Annotated in this window: 21 protein-coding genes; 12 read left to right on the top strand and 9 right to left on the bottom strand. The window is 67.2% G+C overall.

The features are described 5' to 3' along the window. Positions 1 to 66 precede the first annotated feature (66 nt). Together QHF83_RS29240 and QHF83_RS29245 are read left to right on the top strand one after the other, a co-directional pair. A complete protein-coding gene (locus QHF83_RS29240; protein WP_282421264.1) occupies positions 67 to 1,089 on the top strand; it encodes a hypothetical protein in 1,023 nt (340 codons plus the stop codon). Further along, entirely contained in the window at positions 1,089 to 2,747 is a 1,659-nt protein-coding gene (locus tag QHF83_RS29245; protein ID WP_282421265.1) for a hypothetical protein, read from the top strand. Before QHF83_RS29240 ends, QHF83_RS29245 begins: the two co-directional genes overlap by 1 nt. Here QHF83_RS29245 and QHF83_RS29250 read toward each other — a convergent pair whose 3' ends face one another. The 5 genes from QHF83_RS29250 to QHF83_RS29270 form a co-directional block, all read right to left on the bottom strand. Then, positions 2,748 to 3,416 carry a TetR/AcrR family transcriptional regulator gene (locus tag QHF83_RS29250; protein WP_282421266.1) on the bottom strand — a complete coding sequence of 223 codons (669 nt, stop codon included), beginning with the start codon at positions 3,414 to 3,416 and terminating at the stop codon, positions 2,748 to 2,750. It lies immediately after the preceding gene. A gap of 56 nt (positions 3,417 to 3,472) precedes the next feature. Then, positions 3,473 to 4,114 (bottom strand): hypothetical protein, encoded by a 642-nt coding sequence (locus QHF83_RS29255; protein ID WP_282421267.1) that lies wholly within the window; start codon positions 4,112 to 4,114, stop codon positions 3,473 to 3,475. A gap of 162 nt (positions 4,115 to 4,276) precedes the next feature. Beyond that, positions 4,277 to 7,291 (bottom strand): ATP-binding protein, encoded by a 3,015-nt coding sequence (locus QHF83_RS29260; protein WP_282421268.1) that lies wholly within the window; start codon positions 7,289 to 7,291, stop codon positions 4,277 to 4,279. Between the two features lie 252 nt (positions 7,292 to 7,543). Further along, on the bottom strand, positions 7,544 to 8,005 hold the full coding sequence (locus QHF83_RS29265) for a hypothetical protein (protein WP_282421269.1): 462 nt from the start codon (positions 8,003 to 8,005) through the stop codon (positions 7,544 to 7,546). Positions 8,006 to 8,342: 337 nt separating this feature from the next. After that, entirely contained in the window at positions 8,343 to 8,882 is a 540-nt protein-coding gene (locus tag QHF83_RS29270) for a hypothetical protein (protein ID WP_282421270.1), read from the bottom strand. Positions 8,883 to 9,481: 599 nt separating this feature from the next. Between QHF83_RS29270 and QHF83_RS29275 the strand changes: the two genes are divergently transcribed. Both QHF83_RS29275 and QHF83_RS29280 read left to right on the top strand, forming a co-directional pair. After that, positions 9,482 to 10,369 (top strand): PAS domain S-box protein, encoded by an 888-nt coding sequence (locus QHF83_RS29275; RefSeq protein WP_282421271.1) that lies wholly within the window; start codon positions 9,482 to 9,484, stop codon positions 10,367 to 10,369. After that, positions 10,366 to 11,553: a hypothetical protein gene (locus QHF83_RS29280; protein ID WP_282421272.1), complete on the top strand. Its 1,188-nt coding sequence runs from the start codon at positions 10,366 to 10,368 to the stop codon at positions 11,551 to 11,553. The genes QHF83_RS29275 and QHF83_RS29280 overlap by 4 nt, the downstream gene beginning before the upstream one ends. Before the next feature lie 20 nt (positions 11,554 to 11,573). Here QHF83_RS29280 and QHF83_RS29285 read toward each other — a convergent pair whose 3' ends face one another. From QHF83_RS29285 to QHF83_RS29295, 3 genes are read right to left on the bottom strand one after another with little or no spacing between them, the layout of a single operon-like run. Next, positions 11,574 to 12,956, bottom strand: a complete 1,383-nt coding sequence (locus tag QHF83_RS29285) for an MFS transporter (protein WP_282421273.1) — start codon at positions 12,954 to 12,956, stop codon at positions 11,574 to 11,576. Further along, positions 12,949 to 13,755 carry a PEP/pyruvate-binding domain-containing protein gene (locus QHF83_RS29290; protein ID WP_282421274.1) on the bottom strand — a complete coding sequence of 269 codons (807 nt, stop codon included), beginning with the start codon at positions 13,753 to 13,755 and terminating at the stop codon, positions 12,949 to 12,951. The genes QHF83_RS29285 and QHF83_RS29290 overlap by 8 nt, the downstream gene beginning before the upstream one ends. Beyond that, positions 13,752 to 15,356, bottom strand: a complete 1,605-nt coding sequence (locus QHF83_RS29295) for a PEP-utilizing enzyme (protein WP_282421275.1) — start codon at positions 15,354 to 15,356, stop codon at positions 13,752 to 13,754. Before QHF83_RS29295 ends, QHF83_RS29290 begins: the two co-directional genes overlap by 4 nt. Positions 15,357 to 15,570: 214 nt before the next feature. Here QHF83_RS29295 and QHF83_RS29300 point away from each other — a divergent pair, with 214 nt between their 5' ends. Both QHF83_RS29300 and QHF83_RS29305 read left to right on the top strand, forming a co-directional pair. Beyond that, entirely contained in the window at positions 15,571 to 16,398 is an 828-nt protein-coding gene (locus QHF83_RS29300) for a TetR/AcrR family transcriptional regulator (protein ID WP_282421276.1), read from the top strand. 78 nt (positions 16,399 to 16,476) lie between these two features. Continuing rightward, on the top strand, positions 16,477 to 17,271 hold the full coding sequence (locus tag QHF83_RS29305; protein ID WP_282421277.1) for a VOC family protein: 795 nt from the start codon (positions 16,477 to 16,479) through the stop codon (positions 17,269 to 17,271). A 60-nt stretch (positions 17,272 to 17,331) separates the two neighbouring features. Here QHF83_RS29305 and QHF83_RS29310 read toward each other — a convergent pair whose 3' ends face one another. After that, positions 17,332 to 18,180, bottom strand: coding sequence for an SDR family oxidoreductase (locus QHF83_RS29310; protein ID WP_282421278.1), 849 nt, complete (start codon positions 18,178 to 18,180; stop codon positions 17,332 to 17,334). Between the two features lie 204 nt (positions 18,181 to 18,384). Between QHF83_RS29310 and QHF83_RS29315 the strand changes: the two genes are divergently transcribed. From QHF83_RS29315 to QHF83_RS29340, 6 genes are all read left to right on the top strand, one after another. Beyond that, positions 18,385 to 18,774, top strand: a complete 390-nt coding sequence (locus QHF83_RS29315) for a hypothetical protein (protein ID WP_282421279.1) — start codon at positions 18,385 to 18,387, stop codon at positions 18,772 to 18,774. A 51-nt stretch (positions 18,775 to 18,825) separates the two neighbouring features. Beyond that, positions 18,826 to 19,896, top strand: a complete 1,071-nt coding sequence (locus tag QHF83_RS29320) for a cation diffusion facilitator family transporter (protein ID WP_282421280.1) — start codon at positions 18,826 to 18,828, stop codon at positions 19,894 to 19,896. Positions 19,897 to 19,907: 11 nt separating this feature from the next. Then, complete coding sequence (locus tag QHF83_RS29325; RefSeq protein WP_282421281.1) at positions 19,908 to 20,510, top strand: cadmium resistance transporter; 603 nt, start codon at positions 19,908 to 19,910, stop codon at positions 20,508 to 20,510. A 64-nt stretch (positions 20,511 to 20,574) separates the two neighbouring features. Then, the gene (locus QHF83_RS29330; protein ID WP_282421282.1) at positions 20,575 to 20,967 is read left to right on the top strand and encodes a nuclear transport factor 2 family protein; all 393 of its coding nucleotides are present in this window, start codon (positions 20,575 to 20,577) and stop codon (positions 20,965 to 20,967) included. Positions 20,968 to 21,120: 153 nt separating this feature from the next. Next, the gene (locus QHF83_RS29335; RefSeq protein ID WP_282421283.1) at positions 21,121 to 22,812 is read left to right on the top strand and encodes an MFS transporter; all 1,692 of its coding nucleotides are present in this window, start codon (positions 21,121 to 21,123) and stop codon (positions 22,810 to 22,812) included. A 47-nt stretch (positions 22,813 to 22,859) separates the two neighbouring features. Beyond that, positions 22,860 to 23,357 (top strand): DUF1269 domain-containing protein, encoded by a 498-nt coding sequence (locus QHF83_RS29340; RefSeq protein WP_282421284.1) that lies wholly within the window; start codon positions 22,860 to 22,862, stop codon positions 23,355 to 23,357. Positions 23,358 to 23,369 lie beyond the last annotated feature (12 nt).

Below are 23,369 nucleotides of genomic sequence, written 5' to 3' on the forward strand. Positions count from 1 at the left end.
TTCGATGTTCGCATTTACCCCCGTTCGCGCGAGCCCACGGAGCCGAGCGCTACGCTCCAACGGCGCATGATCACATCCAATGCCTTGCGGCGCGGGTTTTTCGGGGGCGTCACCGCTGCGCTCCTGCACTCCGCGCTCGCATCTTCCCCCGTGGCAGCCGACGAGGACCCGAAGGCACGGGCGCAGAAGCTGTTTTTCGAGGGACTCGCGGACATCGAGGCGGGTCACAAGCAGGCGGGGTGTACCAAGCTCCGCGAGAGCCTTTCTTTGTTCGCGACGCCCAACACGCTGTTCAACGTGGCGCGCTGCGACGAGGACGAAGGGCGGATTGCGGCGGCGCTGGAATACTGGCAGCGGGGACTTTCGCTGATCGACGCCAAGGATCCGCGGGCGAAGGTCGCGAAGGCGCGAATCGACGCGCTCGACACGCGGGTCCCGCGGCTGCGGGTGCTATCGCCGGAGGGGCAGGTCAGCGGCGCCATTTCGCTCGACGGCAAGGATCTCGGGCCGAGCAAGCTCGAAGCGCCGCTGCGCGTGGAGCCGGGCAAGCACGTGATCGTGGTGCGCGCGCCGGGGCGGGAGGACAAGCGCTACGAGGTCGATCTCGCCGAGAAGGAGCGGACGGAGGTGGTCGCCGAGCCGGGGCCGGAGGTGGTCCCCGTCGACGTGCCCAAGCCCCCGCCATCGACGAACAGCAGCGCGCAGGTCCCGCCACCTTCGCCGACGCCGGCGAGCGGACGGAGGACGGCGGGGTTCGTCGTGGGCGGGGTCGGCCTTTTGGGAATCGTGGCGGCGGGGATCACCGGGGGCATGCTCGTCGCGCGTGACGCGCAGATCATGAACGATTGCGACGAGAATGGTGTCTGCGTGAAAGGGAGTGATGGCTACGCGCTGTCTCAGGCGAGCGGGCCGCTCCTCGTGGGGAACGCCGTGGCGTGGGGGGTGGGAATCGCGGGAATCGGAGCGGGGCTCGCGCTCGTGCTCACGGCGCCGTCGGGAAAGGCGGGCGAGGCGCGGGGTCGGGAGGCTTCGATCGCGCCGCTCGCCGTGCAGGGCGGCGGAGGCTTGCGCATTTCGGGGAGGTTCTGATGCGGTTCATCTCGGCGTTCGCGATGGCCGCGGGCCTCGTCGCGCTCGGCGGCTGCGCGCTGATGTACGATTACAGTGATTTCCACGAGGAGGACACGCCCGGGGAAGGGGGAGCCGGGGGCGACGGGGGAACCGGCGGCACCGGCGGCACTGCGGGCTCCGGCCCGTGCGAGCCGAATGTGACGGAGAGCTGTTTCACCGGACCTCCGGCCGCGCAGAATGTGAGGCCCTGCCAGGCAGGAACCCGAACGTGCCTCGACAACGGCACCTGGGGGACTTGCGTGGGCGAGGTTCTGCCCGGCGTCGAGCTCTGCCGTACGGACAATAGCGAGAGCTGCAATGCCGTCCCTTGTCCGGAGGCCATGTGGAGCCGGCGGTATGGGGACGACAAGGATCAGGAGGTGCTCGCGGCCGCCGTCGACGGGGCCGGGAACGTCCTCCTGGCCGGGCGCTATCAAGGCGTCCTCGCGCTCGACACGAGGGGCATGATCAAGCTCGGTCCGTCCAATGAGGTCACGACGGACGACGCCTTCGTGGCCATGTTCTCGTCGGACGGGAATCCAGCCTGGATTTGGGGGGTCAAGCTTGGACAGCAGCCCAGGCGAGCGATCGCGGCGGCGTCGGGGGAGAAAAACGAGGCGGTCTTCGCTGGGTATTACACCACGAGCCAGGGGGACCGGGACGCCTTCCTGGCTTGGGGTTCCGGAGCTGGGGTGAACGTCGTGCCGCTCAACGCGGCTGGGGACGAAGAGCCCGTGGCGGTGGCCGTCGACCATCTAGGTTTTGCCTACCTCGTCGGCACGGTCCGAGGGATGGGGACATTGCCCTGCAATGGAGCGGCGAACGCCGACTTCAACGCCGGCGACGAGGATCTCTTCGTCCTGAGCTACAATCTCGCCCTCAGCCAGTGCAGGTGGGCCCACGTTTTTCCGGGTGGAATCCACAAGCCTCGCGCCATGGCCGTCGACGCTGCGGGGAACGTGTACGTGACGGGCAGCTACACCGGCACGATGAACATCCCCGGGGTGATGGTCCCCGACGCCGGCGCGAAGGCCCGTGCGTTCGTCCTGAAGCTCGACGGCAAGCCGGACGTGCAATGGATTCGCACGTTCGGCGAGGCAGGTGGCGACGCGGAGGGCGCCGCGATTGCGGTGGACGCCTCCAGCATCGCCGGCAAGGTATTCGTGACCGGCACGATGAGCGGTACGGTCGTCTTCGGCGACCAGACCTTCATGACAAATGGCAAGGACACGTTCGTCCTCGCGCTCGACAAGACGAGCGGCGATCCCAAGTGGAGCACGCAGCTCGCGGGGAATCAGGATGAGCACGGGACCGGCCTCGCGCTCACGGCGGACGGCGACGCCCTGGTCGCGGGCCATTTCTCCGGGACGATGCAGGTCCCTACCGGCGCCGAGCTCACGAGCACCGACAACAACGTTTTTCTGATCCGGCTCTCCCCGGAGGGCGCACCCTCCTGGGCCCATCGATTCGGCGGCACGGGTGAACCCCTCATGCCCCGTTCGGTCCGCGTGGCGACCGGGCCTTCCGGAGCGGTCCTGGCAGGTGGTTGGATCACCCCGCTCGATTTCCCGCCCAAGGGAGCCCTGTCTCCCTACGGCGGACTCGACGTTTTCCTTACCTGGTTTCCAATACCTTGATCAGCCGGGCGTCTCGGGCGCGGCGTGCTCTTTGGCGTGCCGCTCGCGCAGGCGCCCGATGTAGCCGAGGATCAGGTCGGTGATGTCCGCGGTGAGCCGGAGGTCTCGCAGCTCGTCGGGCCGCTGGGTCAGGGCGTCCATGAGCAGGGTGCGGACGAGGAGGACGAGGCGCGCGGCAGCCCGGGCGGCTTCGTCCGCGGGAAGCTCGGGCGCGACGCGGTGGACGAGCTCCCGGGCGCGATCGTCGAGCATTTGCCACGCCTCGTCGCTCGCGTCGAGATCGCCGAACCGCAGCACCTGCAAGGCGATCACCTGCCATCGATCGAGGTCGACGGTGTGCGCGGCGACGAGGCCCGTGGCGAAGCGACGCACCATTTCTTCGGGACACGTGGCGCAGAATGCATCACGCATCTTCTCGTCGACGCGCGCGAGCATCTCTCTCACGTGGGAGTCGATCAGCGCACGAACAATGGCGTCGCGATTGGGAAAATACTGGTAAAGCGAACCGACGCTCGCCCCTGCGATCTCGGCCACGCGGCGAGTCGTCAATGCCTCTTCGCGGCCGTGCTTCAAGATGCGGACCGCAGCCTCGATCACCGCGCTGACGAGCGCCTGCGAGCGGCGCTGTTGCGGTACCTTTCTCGGTGAAACGGCGGATCGATCCGGCATCGGGCTCACGAAACGCTATCGCGCACGGTACGGTGCGTCAAGTTGTAGAGACGCTCTCAGGGTGACTGCCCGATCGGCACCACGACCACGCCGTTCGGCGCCGGCAGCTCGAAATTCATCGTCACCTCGTACGAGGGGGTGCCCGCCTGCGCGTCCATGTCGGAGGCATACACCGGCACGCGGATCCGATATCGCCCCGCCCGAGCCACGTGGGGTTCGTGGCAGGAGCACCCCTTGGCGCTCGTTCCAAACGTATATCGCGTTCCCGACCAGGTATCCGTGGATTGCGCGCCGACATCGACCGGCACGCTGGCCATCAGACATGCTCCGCAGGTGAGGCAATCGTCGGTGCTGCTGCACGGCTGGGTGCACATGGCGTGGGTGGACACCGCTGCATAGCCGTACTCGCACGATTCAATCGTATACTGGAGGAAGCAATCCTCCCGCAGGAAGGCCGGGAATGCCCCGTTGTTCTCGAACTGGAACGTCACCTCGTACGGCCCGGGATCCGACGCCGGGGTCTCGACCGCGCACTCCGGCGGGATCACGCCTCCCTCGCCGCCGCTGCCCCCCGTCCCGCCGCCCGTGCCCCCGCCGCCACCGGCGCCGCCGGACCCGTCCTGGTTCACCGTGCTCCCGCACGCCGCCGAAAGCACGAGCCCCAGCGCCATTGCACCACGCATCCACCACGATATCATGTTGCGCCTCCTTGGACCGAGGACGGGCATGGGCTCGACCTCTCGGGCGCTGCATGGCAATCTCGGCGCCCAGCACGAAACCCCGAGGATCTCGTCGCGCCGACGCGGACTGCCAGGTCAAACGGCGCCGGGATTGTGCCAGCCTGAGCCGTTTTTGCGTCGTCACCCCGGGCGCGCGTGCCCTTCCTGCGGGCCTTCGAGCGGGAGCGCCACCGTGAACGTTGAACCCTGTCCGACCTCGCTCTCCATCCAGATTCGTCCGCCGTGCCGTTCGACGATGTCGCGGCTGATGTAGAGACCGAGCCCGAGCCCGCCATACGCCGTGATGGGCGCGTTCCGGGCGCGGAAGTAACGCTCGAAGAGCATCCCTTGCTGTTCTTTCGGGATCCCGATGCCGGGATCGGTGACGGACAAGAGGGCCTGGCTGTCGCGCTTCGCCAATGCGACACGAATCGTCCCGCCGGAAGGTGAATATTTGACCGCGTTGTCGAGGAGGTTGGCGATCACCTGTGCGAGGCGGCTCCGATCCCCGATCACGACGAGGTCGTCGAAGGGCTCGACCATCACGATCGCGTGCTTTTGCAAGCTTATGGCCGCATTCGCCACCGCCTCGCGCGCGAGGTCGGCGAGCGAGACTTGCTCGGCCCGGATCGTGAGCCGCCCCTCCGCGATGCGCGAGACGTCGAGCAGATCATTCGTGAGCGCCGTCAGCCGGCCGACCTGGGCGAGCGCCCGGACAATCGGCTCCTTGTCCACGGGCAGCCCGTCGCGGAGGCGGCGAGCTATCTGCTCGAGGCGTAACGTGAGCGTGGCGAGCGGCGTCTTGAGCTCGTGGGAGGCGATGGAAAGGAAATCGTCCCGCACGCGGATCGCTTCCTGCGCTTCCTGGTAGAGCTTCGCGCGCACCACCTCGGCGCGTTTCTGCTCGGTCAGATCGACGACGACGACGCCCACGCCGAGGAGTTCTCCCCGCGCGGTCCTGACAGGATAATAACTCGCGAGCCAGTGCCGGTCGTGATCGGGCGTCGCCGGGACCCGGGCCGATATCTCCACGCCGACCAGCGGCTCTCCCGTATCGAGGACGCTGCGAATGTAACGTTCGACCCGGGGGGCGAGCTCCGGGATCGCCTGGCGGGGCGTCAGTCCGACCTCGGCCTCCGGCGAACGCCGATGGATGCTCACCGCGAGGGCCCGGTTGCTACGGACGTATCGCATTTCCTTGTCGAGGAACGCGAGCCCCACGGGGGCGGTCGTGAACAACGTGTCGAGCAACGCGAGCGACTCTTCCTTGCGGCGCAGGGCTTCCTGCGCTTCGCCATAAAGCTGCGTGTTCTCCAGCGCCGTCGCGCACCTCCGACCGAGCTCCTCGACGAGGGCCTGATCCTCCGGCGAAACATGGGCGTCGAGCGATTTCACGCCGATCGCGAGCACGCCGAGCGTGCGCCCCTTGACCTTCAATGGCACGAGCAGCCGAGGCGTGGCGCCGAGGGCGCGCAAGAGCGCGAGGTGCGCCTCGTCGCGCGCGGCGGCGCGGAGCGCCTCGTCGGGGATGTCGGGCGCGAGGAGGGGCTCGCCCGACCGCAATACCTCGGTGAAGCCGAGCGGATCGTCAGGGCTCGGCAGATAATGCCGGAGGAGGGGACACAGGCTCTCGGCGATCGTCGGGCTCTCGTGCGTCGCCGCAATCGTCGGTCGGCCGTTCGCGAGGGCGCCCTCGGGCAGGACGATCGCACACCACCGGCCGAGCGCCGGGACCGCGAGCTCCACGACCGCCGCGAGCGTCGGCTCGACGTCGAGCGACGCCGCCGCGAGTTTGCGGCTCGCCTCGGCGAGGAGTGCCATGCGACCATGCGCGCGCTCCGCCTCGGCCCGCAAGCGGCGCTCCTCGACCAGCAATCGATCGCGCTCCGCCTCGGCGCGAAAGCGCCGCGTCACGTCGCGGAAGCTCCACACCCTGCCGATGACCTCCCGGCCGAGCCGTTGCGGGCGCGAATAACGCTCGAAGAGGCGCCCATCCTTGAACGCTACGACATCGTAACTCTCCTCGTCGGGGGACTCGTAGAGCCACCGCACCTTCGCGTGGTACGCGGCCGGATCGGCGATCTGATCGAGGACGAAGGCCAATGCCTGCTCGTCGCTCCGCGCCTCGAGGACATGCAATGGAAGCCGCCACATCTCCACGAACCGCTGGTTGTACGTGTTGATGGCCGACCCGTCCGACGCGGTGACGAGGATCCCATCCGCGGTCGAGTCGAGGGTCGTGCGCAGGAGCGAGATCGTCCTCTCGAGCTCCGCTTGCACGAGCTTCCCCTCGGTGATGTCGACCATCACCCCGCGCAGCCTGGCGGGACGGCCATTCTCGAGCACCACGCGGACATAGTCCCGCAGCCATACCACCCGGCCGCCTTTGGCGATCATTCTGTACTCGAATCGATGCGGCTCCCCTCGGGCCGTCGCGTCCTTGCAGAGAGCCAGGCACCAATGGCGATCGTCCGGGTGGATGTGGTCCACCCAGAAACTCGGCTCCTCGATCCACCGCGCTACGGGATACCCGAGGACCTGCTCGGCGTGCGCGCTCACGTAGCTGAAGCGGAACGTGTCGGCGTCGACCTCCCACACGATACCGTCGACGTTGTCGATGATGTCCTCGATGCGACTCAACCGGGCCGCGTGCCGGACGCTGAGAGGCTCCCCGGCCGCGTGCACGGCCTGCTTGCCGTCCGGCGCGCCGTCCTGGCCCGTCGCCGGCTCCTGCCCGGGAGCGGCGAGCCCCACGAAGGCGAGCGCCACGAGCGCCCCTTCGGTCTCCGCCTGCACGGCGTGTACGTGGCCCGAAAGCGGGACGAACTGCCCGCCGGCGGTGATGACACGGTAATCGACCGGGCGGCTTTGGCCGGTCGCTGCCACGGCGCGGCATACGTCGCGGAGGTGCCCCTGATCCTCGTGGTGAACGCGGGAAAGGACGCTTCCCGGCGGCGGAACGTCGCTCCTCGTGAGGCCGAGCAGCGTGCGGGCCTTTCGGTTCAGGAAGGAGAGCGACAGGTCGGTCACGTCGGCGAGCCAAACGATGGCACCGAGGCTGTCGAGGAGCGAAAGACCGCTCCCATTTCTCCCGAGCATCTCGCGCAACGTGCTCCCCGCCACCTGCGCGTCCAAGTCGCTCGCTTTATCGTGCACGCCGTCAATCCTTCCCTCGGAGCGGTCCAACGACTGTTCTACATACCCGATACATACCCGACGGCGGGAGTACTTACAAAGCGGCGCGAACGGGCTCGGGTGGCGAGCGGGAGCTGCCGCGGTCTGTCCTGCCGATCTTGCCCCGGCAAGCTGACTATCCCCGCTCATCCAGGGTCGTCGGGCACAGGATTGTCAGGAACATCGGAAGCCGTCCGGCGGGGTCGAGGTCGGCCTTTCGGTCGCGTTTCGGTTCTAAGCGGCGTCTTGCTCCCAGGCGGCAGAAAGGGCGAGGATGCGCGCGTTTTCGGCGACGTCCTCGAGGAAGCTCCTGCGGAGCTCCGCGTCCTGGACCTTGGCCGCGCGCGAGAGCAAAAGGTCGCGGGTCTCGAGCAGCACGGTCCGCGCTCGGGCGTGATGGCCCGTCGCGTGCAGCGCTTCGGCGTGGGCGAGGCGCAGGGACAATTGATAAGGTCCGCCGCTATGCCCGCCGCTCGCGTCGCGCCGCGCCGCCGCGTCCTCGGTGAGGCGGAGTGCCTCGTCCGCGCGCTGCTGCTGGAGGAGGATGGCCGCGAGCCTCGCCTCCGCCGCCGCGCGCCAGGGCGTGGTGCCCGAGAGAATTTCGGCGGCCGCGCGCGCCTCGCGCTCGGCCGCGCCGAGATCCCCGGAGCGCAGGAGAATGGAGGCCAGCGTCGCTCGGACGATGCCCAGATCCACTTCCCCCATACCCCACGCGGGGTTGCGTCTCCGACCCTCTGGAGCATGTCGCGCGCTTCCTGGTCCACGCGCGCGTAGGCCCCGAGGTCCAGGTAGCCCACGGCGACAAACAGGCGGGCCCATGCCCCGTGCTGCCGTGCACCGGCCTCCTCGTAGCTCGCCAGGGCGACTCTTGCAGCCCCCAGGGTTCCCCAGACATCACCCTCGAGTTGAAGCGTCGCGCTTCGAGCCTCGTACAGCCTTCCCCGAACCTCGGGATCGTGCGCCGCGATGGTGCTGCCGAGCTGCTCCATGCGCGCCACGCAGAGCTCGGCCAGGTCACGCCTGCCTTGATGGCTCAGGTTTTCACAGGCGAATCCGAGGGCATACACGAGCGTCCGCACGCTCTCCGGGTCCGGCTACGCCCCTCGGCCACCGCCCGGATCCGTTCTTCCAGGAAAAACGGATGCCTCGCGGCGCGCTCGACGACCTGCGCAACCGTCCGAGGATCGGCCGCATCCCGGAGCGCACTTCGAGCGAGCTCCTCGGCTGCCCATGGGGTCAGCTCGCCCAGGCGAATCTCGGACAAACCACGCTCGACCCATAGCTTGGGAAATACGTCGTGCACCTCGGGCCGACCAAAGGCTGCCACGAGGAGCGGCTTGCCTGCGAGATCCCGCAATGCTGCGTCGACGAGCCTCACGGAGGGAAGATCGCCCCAATGCAAGTCATCGAGGACGAGTAACACCGGCTGCGCACCACACTCGGCGATGAACTGCCAAAAGGAAGATTGAATCCGATCGGCCATGAGGCGCGCGTCGAGGCGCGCGGCGTGGAGCTTCGCGCTCTCGTCGTCGGGGAAGGGCGTGCCCGTCATTTCGCCGAGAAACCCGGCCACGTGATGGACCTCGGGTTCGGCCTCGTGACGCGCAACCCGCTGGGAAAACCGCCAGCATCGAGCCGTCCGCCAGCCATTCGATTCGTGCGCCAAACGGCTCGGCGGCCGATTCCAAAACCTCTCGGATATCGCTGGGCTCCTGGTCATGGAGCACCTTGATGGCCACCGGCCCGCCGGAAAGCCGGTCGTGCGCCTGGAATACCGAGCCCATTCCCCCCGAGCCGGCGACCCGCTCGATCACGAATCGATCGTCGATGACGTCCCCCGCCCGCATATGCCACCCCGATGTGGGAAAATCTAAGGTCACGTACGGCATTTGCTTAGAAAATCGGAGCGTCGGCCGTTTGACGGCCAGCGACTGAGCGGGCCAGCTCCAGAGGGAGATCGTGTGGCCTTGGCGACAGGACTGCCTGAAGGGCAGCGCCTGGCATACCGCAGCGTATGGCAAGGATTCTTACCACGGGTGTGGGCTGTTTCACGGTTCGTCGAGGTTTCTGGGGCAAGCGCGCGTTTTGTGCTGGCTTGGCAACGAGACTTGTGGTCGTTTTATTGTCACGGAGGGTTCATTCGTAGCGATGGACAGGCACCCCTCTCAATCCGTGGTCACCCCCGACACCGATGTCGAGTCGTTGCGACAACAAATTGCGGATCTGGAGAAGCAGCTCGAAGCTCGAACCAGCGAAGTCGCGGCGGCCCGGGAGGATGCGCTTCGTTACCGTCGCTATTTCGATTATGCTCAGATCGGAATGACGGTGACCTCGCTCGAGACCGGCTGGGTGGAGTTCAATCAGCAGCTGTGCGAACAGCTGGGCTACGCCCCGGAAGAGCTGAAGACCACGAATTGGGTATCTCTCACGCACCCCGATGACGTTTCCCTCGACAAGGAGCTGTTCGACAAGCTCGTCCGAGGCGAGATTCAGCGATACAGCCTCGACAAACGTTTCGTGCGCAAAGACGGCAGCATCATGTATGGGAACATTCTCATTCAGGGTGTTTACCGTCCCGACGGCTCGTTCGACCACATCTTCGGCTTCCTGCACGACATCACCGACCGCTGGGAGGGCGAACAGGAGCGTCTGGGGCTCAAGCAGGAGATCATCGACGCACAGAAGCAGGCGCTGCGCGAGCTGTCGACCCCGCTGATCCCCGTCGCCGAGAGCATCATCGTCATGCCGCTCGTGGGCACGATCGACAGCGTGCGCGCGCAGGCCGTGCTCGAGGCATTGCTCGATGGCGTCACCCGATATCAGGCGAGAATGACCATCCTCGACATCACGGGCGTTCAGGTCATGGATGGCGAGGTCACGAGCGCGCTCGTGAAAGCCGCCCAGGCCGTGAAGCTGTTGGGCGCGCAGGCGATCCTGACGGGAATCCAGCCGCGCATTGCCAAGACGCTGGTGGAGCTCGATGCCGAGCTGAGCACCGTCAAGACCCTCAGCACCGTCCGAGAAGGGATCTCCTATGCCCTGGGGAGGTTGAAGCGATGACGACGTTTCACGGGCTGGATGAATGGTTGGACTATTCGACGGCAAGCTGGCGGGCGGCGGGTGGCCATGCCGCCCTCGACCCGCGGCTCATCCCCCGGAACCCGACGTCCTACAACAGCGAAACCTACCGTTATCTCGCCGTGCGGTATAGGCACCTGTTCCTCGACCTTTATGAGGCCGTTCGGACCGACGGGACCCTGATCCGCGAGCAGCCCGAACACTTCGCGAAGCAGTGGGCGGCACATTACGACCCGATCACGATCTGGAAACAGGTTTGTCCGCTCTTCGTGTTTGGTCAGGCGCTCGGCGGACTCGACGCGCGTCATCGAGACCTCGCCCGTGCATACACGCTCGGGTACGGCATTCCGGTGATGGCCATCGATCGGATGATGGACGCGCTGCCTGGGGCGCCCTCCACGAAACACACGTGGCTCTTCGTCCTGGCATCCTATGCGCTCGGGCTCGAGCAGCTCCGAAAGGTCGATGCGAAAGCAGCCGTCGAAGGCTGCTTCCTTCGCCATACCCAGGAAATGTATCACTTCTTCTGGGGAGAGGAACGAGAGCGTTATCGGTTGCCCGACGCGGTCTCCACGGCCACGCTGAACGAGTATCTCGAGGGCCACAGCCGCCTCCTTTCCTCCATCTTCTTTCCTGTGACGATCGAGTGGGCTTTCTTGCTCGCCGAGGGAGCGCTGCCGTCCGAGTTTGCCCCGGCGCTCGTTGCTTTACGGCGAATGCGCCAACTCAACGACGAGGTCGTCGACGCGGACGAGGACATTCGCTACGGGATCGTCACGTTTCCCTATTTGCATGGTATGGCTTCGCCTCATGGCGCCGAGCTCGCCCAGAATGTCCTCGCGACCTGGCAGCTCGATCACGACGAGCCCGATTCGCCGAAGATGGCCGCGCTCACTGCGGAGCGCCGCCGCCTCCTGCAGGAGGCCGGGAGCTTGGGGGCGGCCGCGCAATCTTCGATGCAGTTCTTGCGAACGGTCATGCAGGCTGTCATGAGCCGTTTCCCGGCCGAGACCGCGTTCGACGTCACCCTGCTGGTCAATCAACGGGTGTCGCACCTGTTCAGGTTGGAGGAGCACGGGTGGCAGGAAATCACCGGCGTGTACCAGCCGGAGCCGTTCTCGAAATCGAGCGAATCGGCCGTTTCCTTGCACGTCCCCTGGACGTGAGCACGTCGATTTCGGCGGGATCAGCGCGCTTCTGCGGAGGGCACGGGCGTCGGGAGACGGCCGGGGAGGAGAAGCGCGCAGCCGAGGGTCACGACCAGCGATACGCAGAAAATCACGATCGAAGTCGCATGCTCGTGCCTGGCGATTTCGGGGACCTTGCTCTCCGTGAGGACCAGGCCGAGCACGGTCAAGCCGGCGATGCCGCCGAGGTAGCGCATGGTGGACGTGAGGCCCGCCGCCATTCCGCTTTTTTCTCGGGGCACGTCGTTCATCGACGAGGCCTGCGACGGCGCCGACGTCAGGCCGAGGCCCGCGCCGAGCAAGCCGAGCGCGGGCACCGCGTCCGTCACGGCATGGAAGGGGAGGAGCACGAGCAGCGTCATTCCACCGAGCGCGAGCGCAGAGCCGGCGAGCGCCACGGCGCGCGCGCCGAACCGCTCGGACGCTCGCCCTGCGACGGGGGAAGCGACGATCATCATGGCCATCATCGTGACCAGCGTATTGCCGACGTCGCGTGGCCCGGCGCCGAAGAGCCGCCCCGCCACCTGCGGCAGCTCGAACAGCATCGAATACATGGCGAAGTTCTGGATCGCAATGAGCAAGCTCCCCGCGATGAACGTCCGGCGCCGGAATAGCGAGAAATCGATGATGGGATCCGCTGCGCGCCGCTCCCACAAGGCGAAGGGGACAAACCCGAGGACGCCGAACGCGGCCGCCCATCGGAGGTCCTTGTTTTCGAGGCCGATCACGAGCCCGAGAAGCGAGGCCCCGAGCAGCACGGAGCCGAGCACGTCGAAGCGCGGTCGCGCCACGGCGGGCTCGTTCGGTCGCGCCGCGGCGGACGCGCCGAGGTGCAAGACCGCGGCGGATACGACCAGGACCGGGACGTTCGCGAGGAAAATGGAGGTCCACCCGAAATGCGTGACGAGCAGCGCACCGATCTTCGGCCCGAGGCCCGCCGAGAGGCCCAGAAGGGCGCCCAGCGCGCCGAATGCGCGTCCTCGCACCTCCGCCGGGAGCTCCGTGCGGAGCAAGGCAAACGCGCTCGGGGCGAGGATCGCGCCGCCCGCGGCCATGAGAATGCGCGCGGCCGTGAGCCCCGGGAGCCGGGGCCAGACGTAGGCGAGCGCGGCGCCGAGCGCGAAGAGGACCTGGCCCAGCGCGATCGCCCGCCGATACCCGAGCCGATCGCCGAGCTTGCCGCCGGGGCTTTGCAGGACGATGTTCGTGAGCAGATAACTCGACACGAGCCCCTGCCGGAGGACGCTCGATTCGGCGCCGAGGTCGCGCGACATCTCGGGCAATGCGACGGCCACCATCGTGGAATTGAGCGGCGCGAGCGAGGCCGATAGCGCGATCGCGACGAGCAGCCGCGCGGGGATGCGGGGGCGGGACTCAGCCACGGGTGATCGCTCTCCTCTGGAGCAGATACAGGCGATCCTCGGCGAACGCCCATTCCAGATCCTGCGTCCCGCCGAAGGCCGCTTCACACGTCGAGGCCAGCGCGTCGAGCGCCGCGAGGCGCGCGTCGTCGAGGCAATACGCGGAGACCTTGTGCGCGGGGACGGGGACCTCGGCCGTGCCGCCTTCCTCGCTCCACAGGATCGCGCAGTCCTTCTCGCCCGGCCTCTTTTCGAGGACGCGCCCTCCGCGGGCCACGCGATAATGGTCCGGCGTGACGATCCCCGCGACGACCGCCTCGCCGAGGCCCCACGTCGCCTCGATGACGCGCTCGTCGGCGCCCGTCGTCGGGTGGCGAGTGAAGAGCACGCCCGCGCAATCGGCGTGGACGAGCCTCTGCACGACGACGCCCATGCGAGGCTCCGCCGGGAGCCCGAGCTTGCGTCGATAAGCGAGCGCCGACGCCGTCCGCGCCGAGCCGTGCACGGTCGCGAGCGCGTCGAGCAACTGGCGGACGCTCCGCACGTTCAAGACCGTCGCATGTTGCCCTGCGAAACTCGCCGCGTCGCCGTCCTCGCCGATCCCGGAGGACCGCACCGCCACGGGCCCGGCGAGCGTCGCGAATGCGTCGAAGAGCCGGCCGCGCAGCGCTTCGTCCCCCGCGACCACGCGATCCACGCATTCGGACGAGAGCGCGAACGCCGGCGGCACGGGCAGGCCGCTTCGATGCGCATGCCCGAGCTGCGCGGCTTTTCCGCCGAACTCGGCCTCCGGGAGGTGTTCGTCGAGCGCCGTGATCACAACGCCACCTCCGCCACGAACGAGGGCGCCGCGGCCAGGATCGTCACTTCGCCGGTCGCGCCGTCCACGCGCACGCGCGCGCCGTCGGGGATCGTCGCCGTCGCCTCCTTCGTGCCGACGATACCGGGAATGCCATACTCGCGGGCCACGATGGCCGCGTGGGAGAGCTGCCCGCCTCGATCCGTCACGATCGCGCCGAGCAGCGGGAGCACGACGTTGAAATAAGCCGACGTCGACCGCGTCACGAGCACGTCGCCTTTCTGGATTCGCCCGAAATCCGCGGGATCGAGGACGACACGCGCCGTTCCTTCGTACACACCCGCGTTGATGGTGAGCCCTTTGACGCGCGCGGCAGAGCTCTCGGTCTCGGACGGTTTTCCCACGTCCGCATGGTCCGCGGTCATGTCGGCCATGAGCATGTTCATGGCCTTCATCGCGCGGCGCGCTGCGGCTGGGAACACGTCGAGGGGCGGTGGCTCGCCGGGCGGCGCATTCAACCACGGAGGCGCGTGTTCGAGCGTCATCGTCGCTCGATAGAGAGCGCGCTTCGCGATTTCCGCCGCGGCGGGGCCCGTTCGGCCTTCGAGGAGCGCGAACATCTCGTCGAGCGTGAGGTCCGCGGCGTGCTCGAGATCCTCGACCTTCCCGGCGGAGGCGAGCCGGCGCCCCACCTCGAGCACGGCCCTCCGCGCGAGGCCCGTCCCCCAGCTATCGGCGTAAATGCCTCGCTCGTCGCGCAGCCGATTCACGAGCCGCGCCTCGCCGAGCAGCTCGTCGAATTGCGTCCGGTGCGCGGCCGGCACACGCGCGCGGATCTCGCGCTCCTTTTCATCGCGCGCGGTGAGCGCGTCTTTCCCCCGATCCTCCTCGGCCGCCGCTCGAAGGGCCCGGACGAGCATGTCCGGCAGCTCGCCCGCCGTCTTGTCCGAGATATCGTATCCGATCGATCGGAACCGCACGAGATCCAGATACCCGCGCGCCGCCGCCCCGACCTCTCCCGGCATCGCCATGAGCGCATCGAGCACGCCCTGCGCGTGGCCCTGCCGTGCGAGCACCGCGCGGCCCTCCTCGCTCGCGCGGAGCGCCTTCGCCAGCGCTTCGAGTTCGTCAATCGCGATCCCCCGGGCGAGCGGCGACGTTCCTCGCAAAAGCGAGAGCGCCTCTCCCGTGCTCACGCCCGTCCATTCGCAGACGTGCGCGAGGTAATCCCCCGTCGGCAGGATGACCGTGAAGTTGTACAGGTGGTGGAGCGTGATCATCTCCGACATGTGCGCCCGCGCGCGCTCGACGTGCTTGCGAAGCGCCTGGAGATCGAGCGTCGCCGGATCGATCGCCTGGAGGGCCAGGTGCTTCTCGACGGCGCGCGGTTTGTCGACCCGATCCCAGTGCTGGAGATCCGTGCGCCAGAGTTTCGATTCGAATACACGCTCGCATCGCTCGAAGCGCGCACGAATTTCGGGATGCAGGCGGAAGAGGAGCCACATGACGGGCTTCGGCGGCGGCCCGCTGCCCAGACGCGAGGCCAGGCCTGCAGGAAGGCCGAGCGGCATCATCTGGGCGTAGGCGAAGCCATTCACCATGGACATGGTCATCCCTTTCATGGGAAGCCCGTATCGCTCCATTCCCTTCGCGAACCCCACCGGTAGGCCCCTCGTCAGCGCGTCCGCGCCGAACCGAGAACCAGGGCGCGTGAAATGTGACTTTTCGATCTCCCAGGGGCCGGGCCCGGGCGGCTCGAACCTGATATCGGCGAACATCGGATGGACCTTCATTGCCTTCACCTCGTCCTGATGGTGACGATCTCGTTACGAACGCGTGACGGTTCCGAGGCTAGGGGCTCCGCGTCCGGCCGTCCAGTACTCTCTGACCATCTGGGAAAGTTGGTCATCGAGTACCGGCGAGTGTTGGTTCTCGATCGGAGACCGCTTAGAGTACGGCACGATGGCAGCGTGCGATGACGAACAGCAGCGAGTGCGCGGCGAGCGGATCCTCGCGGAAGCCCAGGCGCTTCTCCTCGGTTGGGGCTACAAGCGGGTCACGATCGACGACATCGCGCGCCGTGCTCGTGTAGGGAAAGGCACCATCTACCTGCACTGGAAATCGAAAGAGGCGCTCTTCATGGAGCTGCTGCGCCGTGAGATGGCTTCCATCCTGGCCGCGCAGCTCGACGACATGCGAGCGGATCCGAGGACGGTGCTGCCGCACCGGATGCTTCGTTCGATGTTCCTGCTCCACGCGGGGCGCCCGCTCGCCAGGGCCATTTTCGGAGAGGACACCGATATTCTGGGGGCGCTCACGCCGGACCGATCGACGCCGTCCTTGGCCCGCGTCCTCGGCCTCGCGGACCTGCTCCATCGGATGTTGCAGGCCTTCAGGGAACACGGGCTGATGCGCGTGGATCGCTCGCTCGCCGACCAGGCGCATGCCATCGAGGCCATCCTGGCAGGCTCCTTCCTGCTCACGAAGCTGCCGCCGCACGAGGCGCCCACGCTGGAGCGGCAGGCGGACATCCTGGCCGCCACGATACGAGACGGATTCGAGAGGCCCGAGCCGCCGAATTGCGCAGCCGTCGAAGCGGCGGCGCTGCGACTCGGCGTGATGCTCGACGAGATGCGCGCGGACCTGCTCGGCGGGAGACCTTAGACGTCGCGAGAGAATTTTTTTCCGCGCGACCGATGAGTTGTCGGCGCGGACCCGGTCTACGTGGACAAGGAGACCACGATGACGACGGGTACGCGCAAGACGCACGATTTTTGCTGGATCAACCTGATGACCCCGGAGGCCGAACGCGCGCGCGCGTTCTTCGGCGCGCTGTTCGGCTGGACGTACGGCGAGATGCCGGGCGTCCCCGGCGGTCAGCTCATCCTTGTCGGAGGGCGCACGGCCGGCGCGCTCATGGATCTTTCGGCGCCGCACCAGCCGCAAGGCATGCCGCCGGTCATCGGCGTCATGGTGAAGGTCGAGAGCGCCGACGCCGCCGTCGCGAAGGTCGCCTCGCTCGGCGGGCGCGCCGAGCCGGCGTTCGATGTGCTCGAAAACGGCAGGATGGCCATGTGCACGGACCCGAACGGCGCCGTCTTCGCCGTGTGGCAGCCGAAGAAGGAGCCCGGCATGGACGTCGACAGCCACGCGCACGGCGCGCCGAGCTGGTTCGAGACGATCACGAGCGACGTCGGCCGAGCGGCGGCGTTTTACGCGGCGCTCTTCGGCTGGACGCTGGAGGAGCAATGTCCGGTGCCCGGCATGACGTACACGCTCTTCAAGCTCGAAGGTGTCCCCGTCGCCGGCGCGATGCAGGCCCTGCCGCACGTGGGGGACGTCCCGCCGCACTGGGGCATGTCCTTCGCGGTCACCAATGCCGACGAGACGGCGCGGCGCGGCGTGGAGCTCGGCGCGTCGCTCTGCATTCCGGTGCAGGAGCTCTCCGGGGTCGGGCGCTTTGCAATGCTCAAATCGCCGCAAGGTGTACCGTTCCACATCGTCGAATGGGCGCCTCCCGCCGAGGACGCCAGGTAGCTCCGCTCCTGAAGGAAGCCCTCGGGGGCCTCGCTGGTGGTCAGCCGCAGCCGGTTCGGCCTACTGGAACGCCTTCCCATGGCTCTTCAGCCAATCGTCGAAGGTCCGCGCCTCGCGCCCGAGGAGCTCTTCGACCGTATTCGTGATGTCCGCCCCGAGCCCGGCCTTGACCATGGCGTGCGCCTCGAGGATGGCGCGGATGAATACCTCGGGCAAACCCGCCTTCACCATTCCCTCGCGAGCTGCGTCCTCGGTCACGTCGACGAACGCGACGGGCTTCCCGATCGCCGCGCCGATCTTCGCCACCTGCTCGGCCGTGCTCAGCGCCTCCGGCCCGGTGAGCATGTACGATTTCCCTTCGTGCCCAGGTGAAAGCAAGACCTTCACGGCGACCGCGGCGATATCGCGCGGATCGATCGGCGCCGCCTTCCCGTCGCCCGTGGGTTGGAAAACCGCGCCGCGGCTCTTGATCGAGCCGGCCCAGTTGAGGGCGTTCGACGCGAAGGCTCCCGGCTGGAGGATCGTCCAGGCGAGCCCCGATGCCTTGATCTTCGCCTCGGCGTCGATGTGCCAGCGGCCGAGCTGACTCTCGGGCGCCTGAATGACGGTCGATGACGAGATCATCACGATGTGCGTGACGCCTCCTTTCTTCGCCGCTTCCACCACGTTGCCTGCGAGCGTCGCCAGGTCGGCCCCCGTGAAGAGCACGAATGCCTTGTCCACGCCCGCGAACGCGGCGTCGAGCGTCTCGGGTTTCGCGAGATCGCCCTTCACGACCTCGACCTTCCGGCCGAGATCGCCGAGCTTGGCCGGGTCGCGCACGAGCGCGCGGACCTTCTGGCCCGCCTCGACGAGCTGCTCGAGCACTGCGCTGCCAACGTTCCCTGTCGCTCCGGTCACGAGAATCATCGCCCGTTCCCCTTCCTGCGCCCTCGCTAGCACTGCTTTTTTTCTCCCCTGGACCCGCCTCCAACCCGCCGGAAGATTTCCATTCGCTTGGCGGACGATCGCAGAGCGGCCCTCGGGGAGCCCGGCCGAGCCCCTCCGTCGCGGGCACGGATCCGCGCAAAAAAGCACTTGTGTACGGTTGCCCTCTGGGCCATCTCTCGGATCATGCAGCGCATCTTTCTGACGGCGGCGGCGCTCCTGGTGATGAACGGGTGCGGTAACGAGTGCAGTTTCAGGAAACAATGCAATGGCAACGTCCTGGAGATCTGCGGCGAGGGGCCGGATCAGGTCGTCAACCGGAAGGTGCACGACACGCCTTGCGAAGCGCCCAACGAAATCTGCGTCGAGCCCACGGAGGACGAGGCTTACTGCGCGCGCGCGCCGCAAGCCTCGTGTGACGACACGTTCGACGAGTCGTGCGACGGGACGGTCCGGGTGACCTGCCGCCCGAAGCTCATTGCGCCCGAGGGAGTCCCCCGCTTCGTGGTGGCGGTCGACTGCGCGGACTCGGCCAAGACGTGCGTCGATGATGGCACGACGACACGCTGCCAGTAAGGCATGACTTGACCCGGAGCCCGTCCCGCGCTGGGATGCAGGGGACCCACGATGGCAACCCCTTCCTCCCTGCCTGCCGTGCTCTTCGCGCTCGCCGCGAACACGCTCGTGACGCTCCTCAAGTTCGTGGCCTTTTTCCTGTCCGGCTCGGGCGCGATGCTCTCCGAGGCCATCCACAGCGCCGCGGACACGGGCAACCAGCTCTTGCTCTTCATCGGGCTGAAGCGCGGCTCGCGGCAAGGGGACGAAGAATTCCCTTATGGATACGGCGGCGAGCGCTTCGTGTTCGGCTTGCTCTCGGCCGCCGGCATCTTCTTCATCGGCTGCGGCGTCACCGTGTATCACGGCATCGAGGGGCTACGTCATCCGCACGCGACCTCGGTCAACGTGGTGACGTTCGTCGTCCTCGGCCTCTCGTTCCTCATCGAAGGAAGCGCGCTCGTCTTCGCCGCGCGGAGCATCGCCACGCAGCGCGGGAGCATGCCTTTCCTCCGGTATGTGCGCGAGAAAGCGGATCCGGCGTCGGTGGCCATCCTGCTCGAGGACGGCGCCGCCGTGCTGGGCCTGCTCCTCGCGGCGATCGGCATCGTGGCGTCGTATTACACGGGCAGCCCGGTCTGGGACGCGATCGCCTCCATCCTCGTCGGCTTGCTCCTCGGGTACGTCGCGATTCACCTCGTCACCCAGAATCGTGAATTGCTGATCGGGATGGCCGTGCCCGACGGCGTGGAGGAGGCGTTCGTCCGGGTGCTACGCGAGCGGCCGAGTGTCCGCGGCGTGCGGGACGTGAAGAGCCGGCGGATCACGCCGGAGATCTACAAGCTCAAAGCCGAGGTCACGTTCGACGCTGCTTTCCTCGCGGCCCGGCTCGATCAGGCGCTGCCCGCGCAGCCCGGCGCGCTCTCGGGCGCGGAGCGCGAGAGGACGCTCCGGGTCGTGGCGGATGGTGCGCTCCGCGCCATCAGCAAGGAGATCGACGATATCGAGGTGGCCGTACGCGCCGTCATTCCGGAGGCGAGGCACATCGACATCGAGGTGGACCATCACATCGAGGAGCGGCTCGTCGATTCGATGCGCGAGCGAGCCTTGCCTGGAGCGACGAGCGCCGAGCTGGCGAGCTGATCGGCTCCCCCATGGGTGACGTACTCTCGGCGCTGGGCGTGGCCGTCGTCGTCTTCGTTTCCACGAACGTCGACGATCTCTTGCTGCTCGCGGCATTTTTCTCGGATCCGAGCTACGAGCCGCGGCACGTCGTCGCCGGCCAGTTTCTGGGCATCGCCGCCCTCGTTGCGGTGAGCGCCGCGTGCGCGCTCTTCGCGCTCGTCGTGCCCGAGGGCTTCATCGGGCTGCTCGGGCTCCTGCCGCTCGGGCTCGGCCTTCGTGGCCTGTGGGCCCTCTGGCGGGGCCAGGAAGACGCGGCTGCCTCGGAGCCCGAGCCGCGCCCCGGGATGGGGCGTTCCAAGGTGCTCGCCGTCGCCGGCGTCACGGTGGCGAATGGCGGGGACAACCTGGGCGTGTACATTCCCCTCTTTTCGAGCGCCCCGAAGCTCGTCCCGCTTTACGTGGGCGTGTTCGTGGTGATGACCGGGGTCTTTTGCGCCGTCGGCCATCAGCTCGTCCACAACGCGCTCCTGGGACATCGTATCCGACGCTGGGGCCGCGTGGCGTTGCCGTTCGTCCTGGTCGCGCTCGGGCTCTTGATCTTGTCCCGTTCGCTCGTGCTCGTCCGCGGGTGAAGTCATGCCCCTTGTGCCGCTCTCGGGCAGCCCGATACGGTGGGATGCCTCGGAGGTACACGCCATGACCGACATCATCTTCCCCGAACGAGCAAAAGAAGAGCTCCTCGCGCTCATGCACCAGTGGACGGCGGCCGTGGGCGCCAAGGACGCGGGGTATTTCGATCGGCACGTCGACGACAGCTGGGCGTACATCGATTCCACCGGCGCTCAACGCGGCAAAAAGGATTACTGGATGCTCATCCAGGACGTGACGTCGTATACCGAGGAGTTCCGGCGGTTCGACGTGCGCATCGTCGCCGAGCGCGTCGCGCTGATCACGGGGGTATACCTGGGGCGGGTGGAGCTGCGGGGTGGGGTGCGTCTGGAAAAACTCCTGGCGTTCAGCGCTGTATGGCAGCAGCGCGAGGGGGTCTGGAGAGCGCTCATGCATCACACGACGGACGCTCCAGGCTGAGCCCCATTCGGATGGGTCCGCCTTCTTCGCTTCCGCGCGGAGGCTGCTCGATGCGCTCGCAGGCCAGGAAAAACCAGCCTTGCGATGGGCGCCGGCCAGCGTTACGAGCCGCGTGCGGCGGCGCTGCTCCGGACATCGGAGGAGGGAAGAGGCATGGCCCCCGAGCCGAAGGATTTCAACGCCGGGCGTGGCGGCGACGCGAACGGGCTGAGCGAGATTGCGGCCCGCTCCTCCCGGTCGATGCTCGTGCCGCTGGCGCTCGCGCAGTTCCTCGCGAGCTACGACGCCTCGAGCATGAACGTCGCCATCAGCCGGATCACGGAGGACCTCGGGACGACGGTGACCGGTGTTCAGACGGTCATCACGCTCTTCACGTTGACCATGGCGGCGCTGATGATCCCGGGGAGCAAGCTCAGCGATCTCTGGGGACGCAAGCGCTGCTTCAGGCTCGGGATAGCCATGTACGGCATAGGCGCGCTCGTCACGGCGCTCGCGCCCGCGCTGGCGGTCATGATCGCCGGCTTTTCGCTGCTGGAAGGAATCGGCTCGGCGCTCATGATTCCTCCGATTTACATCTTGATCACGGTCTCGTTCGCCGACCCGGTTTCGCGCGCGAAGGGGTTCGCGCTGGTCAGCGCCGCGGGAGGGCTCGGCTCGGCCAGCGGGCCGCTCATCGGCGGGTTCCTCACGACGACGATCTCCTGGCGCGCCTCGTTCCTCGCCGAGGCATTGGTCACCCTCGTGATCCTCTACTCGAGTCGCCGGATCGTCGAGCCCAAAGCCGACGTTCCGAAACGCGAGTTCGACCTCGTGGGCGCGGTGCTGTCCGCCGCCGGCCTCGCCCTCACCGTCGTCGGCATTCTCCAGGCCGGAACGTACGGCTGGCTCCGCGCTCGCAAGGATTTCGTGATCGGCGATGCCGTGGTCCTCGAGCGAGGAGACCTCTCGCCGGTCGTCCTGTTCACGACGATGGGCATCGCGCTGCTCGCGCTCTTCTTCTTGCATGTGCGGCGCCGGGAGCGCGCGGGCAGAGCACCGCTCCTGTCGACGAGGCTGTTCGAGAGCCGGACCGTGAATTTGGGGCTCGTCACGCAGAACGTGCAATGGTTCATGATGATCGGCACGTTCTTCGTCGTTTCCGTCTTCTTGCAGGTCAGCCGGGGGTACGACGCCATTCGAACCGGCGTCCTCGTGACGCCCGCGACGCTCGGAATCCTGATTGCATCCACGCGAATGGAAAGGATGACACGAACGTACCCCCAGCGCTCGATCATTCGCGCTGGATTCGTGACGGCTCTTTCGGGCATCGCGCTCTTGCTCTTGCTCGTCGACGCTACATCCAGCGTCCTCACCTTCATCCCCGGGCTCTTTTTGATCGGGTTTGGCGCGGGTATCATGCTCACGGCCTCGGTCAACATCGTGCAGTCGAGCGTACCGGACGAGGACCAGGCCGAGATCTCCGGCATCTCGCGCAGCGTATCGAATCTAGGTTCATCGCTCGGCACCGCGATCGCAGGCGCGGTGCTGATCTCGGCCCTCCATGCCGGGATTGCCTCCCGCGTCGCCGAGAGCACGGTCCTGTCCGCAGGCGAGAAGCAGCGGCTGTCCGCAGCGCTCGAACACAGCGTCAGCGCCGTGAGCGACACGGTGGTCCGCGAGGCCCTGCAGGGCAAACCCCAGGCCGTCGTGGAGGATGTGACGAGGATCAACGCAGAAGCCCGGGACCGAGCGATTGGCCTGGCATTGGCAGCGGTGGGCCTGTTCGGCTTGATTGGCCTCGCCGCAGCGATGTTTCTCCCGGCGAACGCCGGGTGCCCTCGGCCCGGGCATGCCTCGACGAAATGAAGCTCCGGCACGGCCGTTGCTTGGGCGGACCTCGAAAGGAGCACGTCATGAGTGATCTGGTCGTCATCGCATACCCGGACGAACACCGCGCGGCCGAAGTCATGCTGGCCATCGACCGAATGAGCAGCGAGAACCTCGTCGATCTCGAGGACGCCTGCTATGTGACCAAGAATCCGGATGGAAAGGTCCGGCTCCACCAGAGCAAGGATCTCACGACCGCCGGCGCGCTGTCGGGCGGATTGTGGGGGATGTTGATCGGCCTGTTTTTCCTCGCCCCCGTGTTCGGCCTGGCCGTCGGAGCGGCGACCGGAGCGCTCACGGGCAAAGCATCGGACTACGGGATCGACGATGCTTTCATGAAGCGGCTCGCCGAGCAGATGAAACCAGGAAGCTCGGCGATCTTCACGCTCACCCGCAAGGTCACGGCCGACAAGGTCATCCCCGAGCTCGCCAAGTACGGCGGGACGGTCCTGCAAACCTCGCTCTCCAAGGACGCAGAAGAGAAGCTCGAGGCGGCGCTCGAGCAGGGCCAGAAGGCCGCATGACCGCGCGCCGCC

It is taken from the genome of Polyangium sp. 15x6 (genome assembly GCF_029960785.1).
Lineage (GTDB): Bacteria > Myxococcota_A > Polyangia > Polyangiales > Polyangiaceae > Polyangium.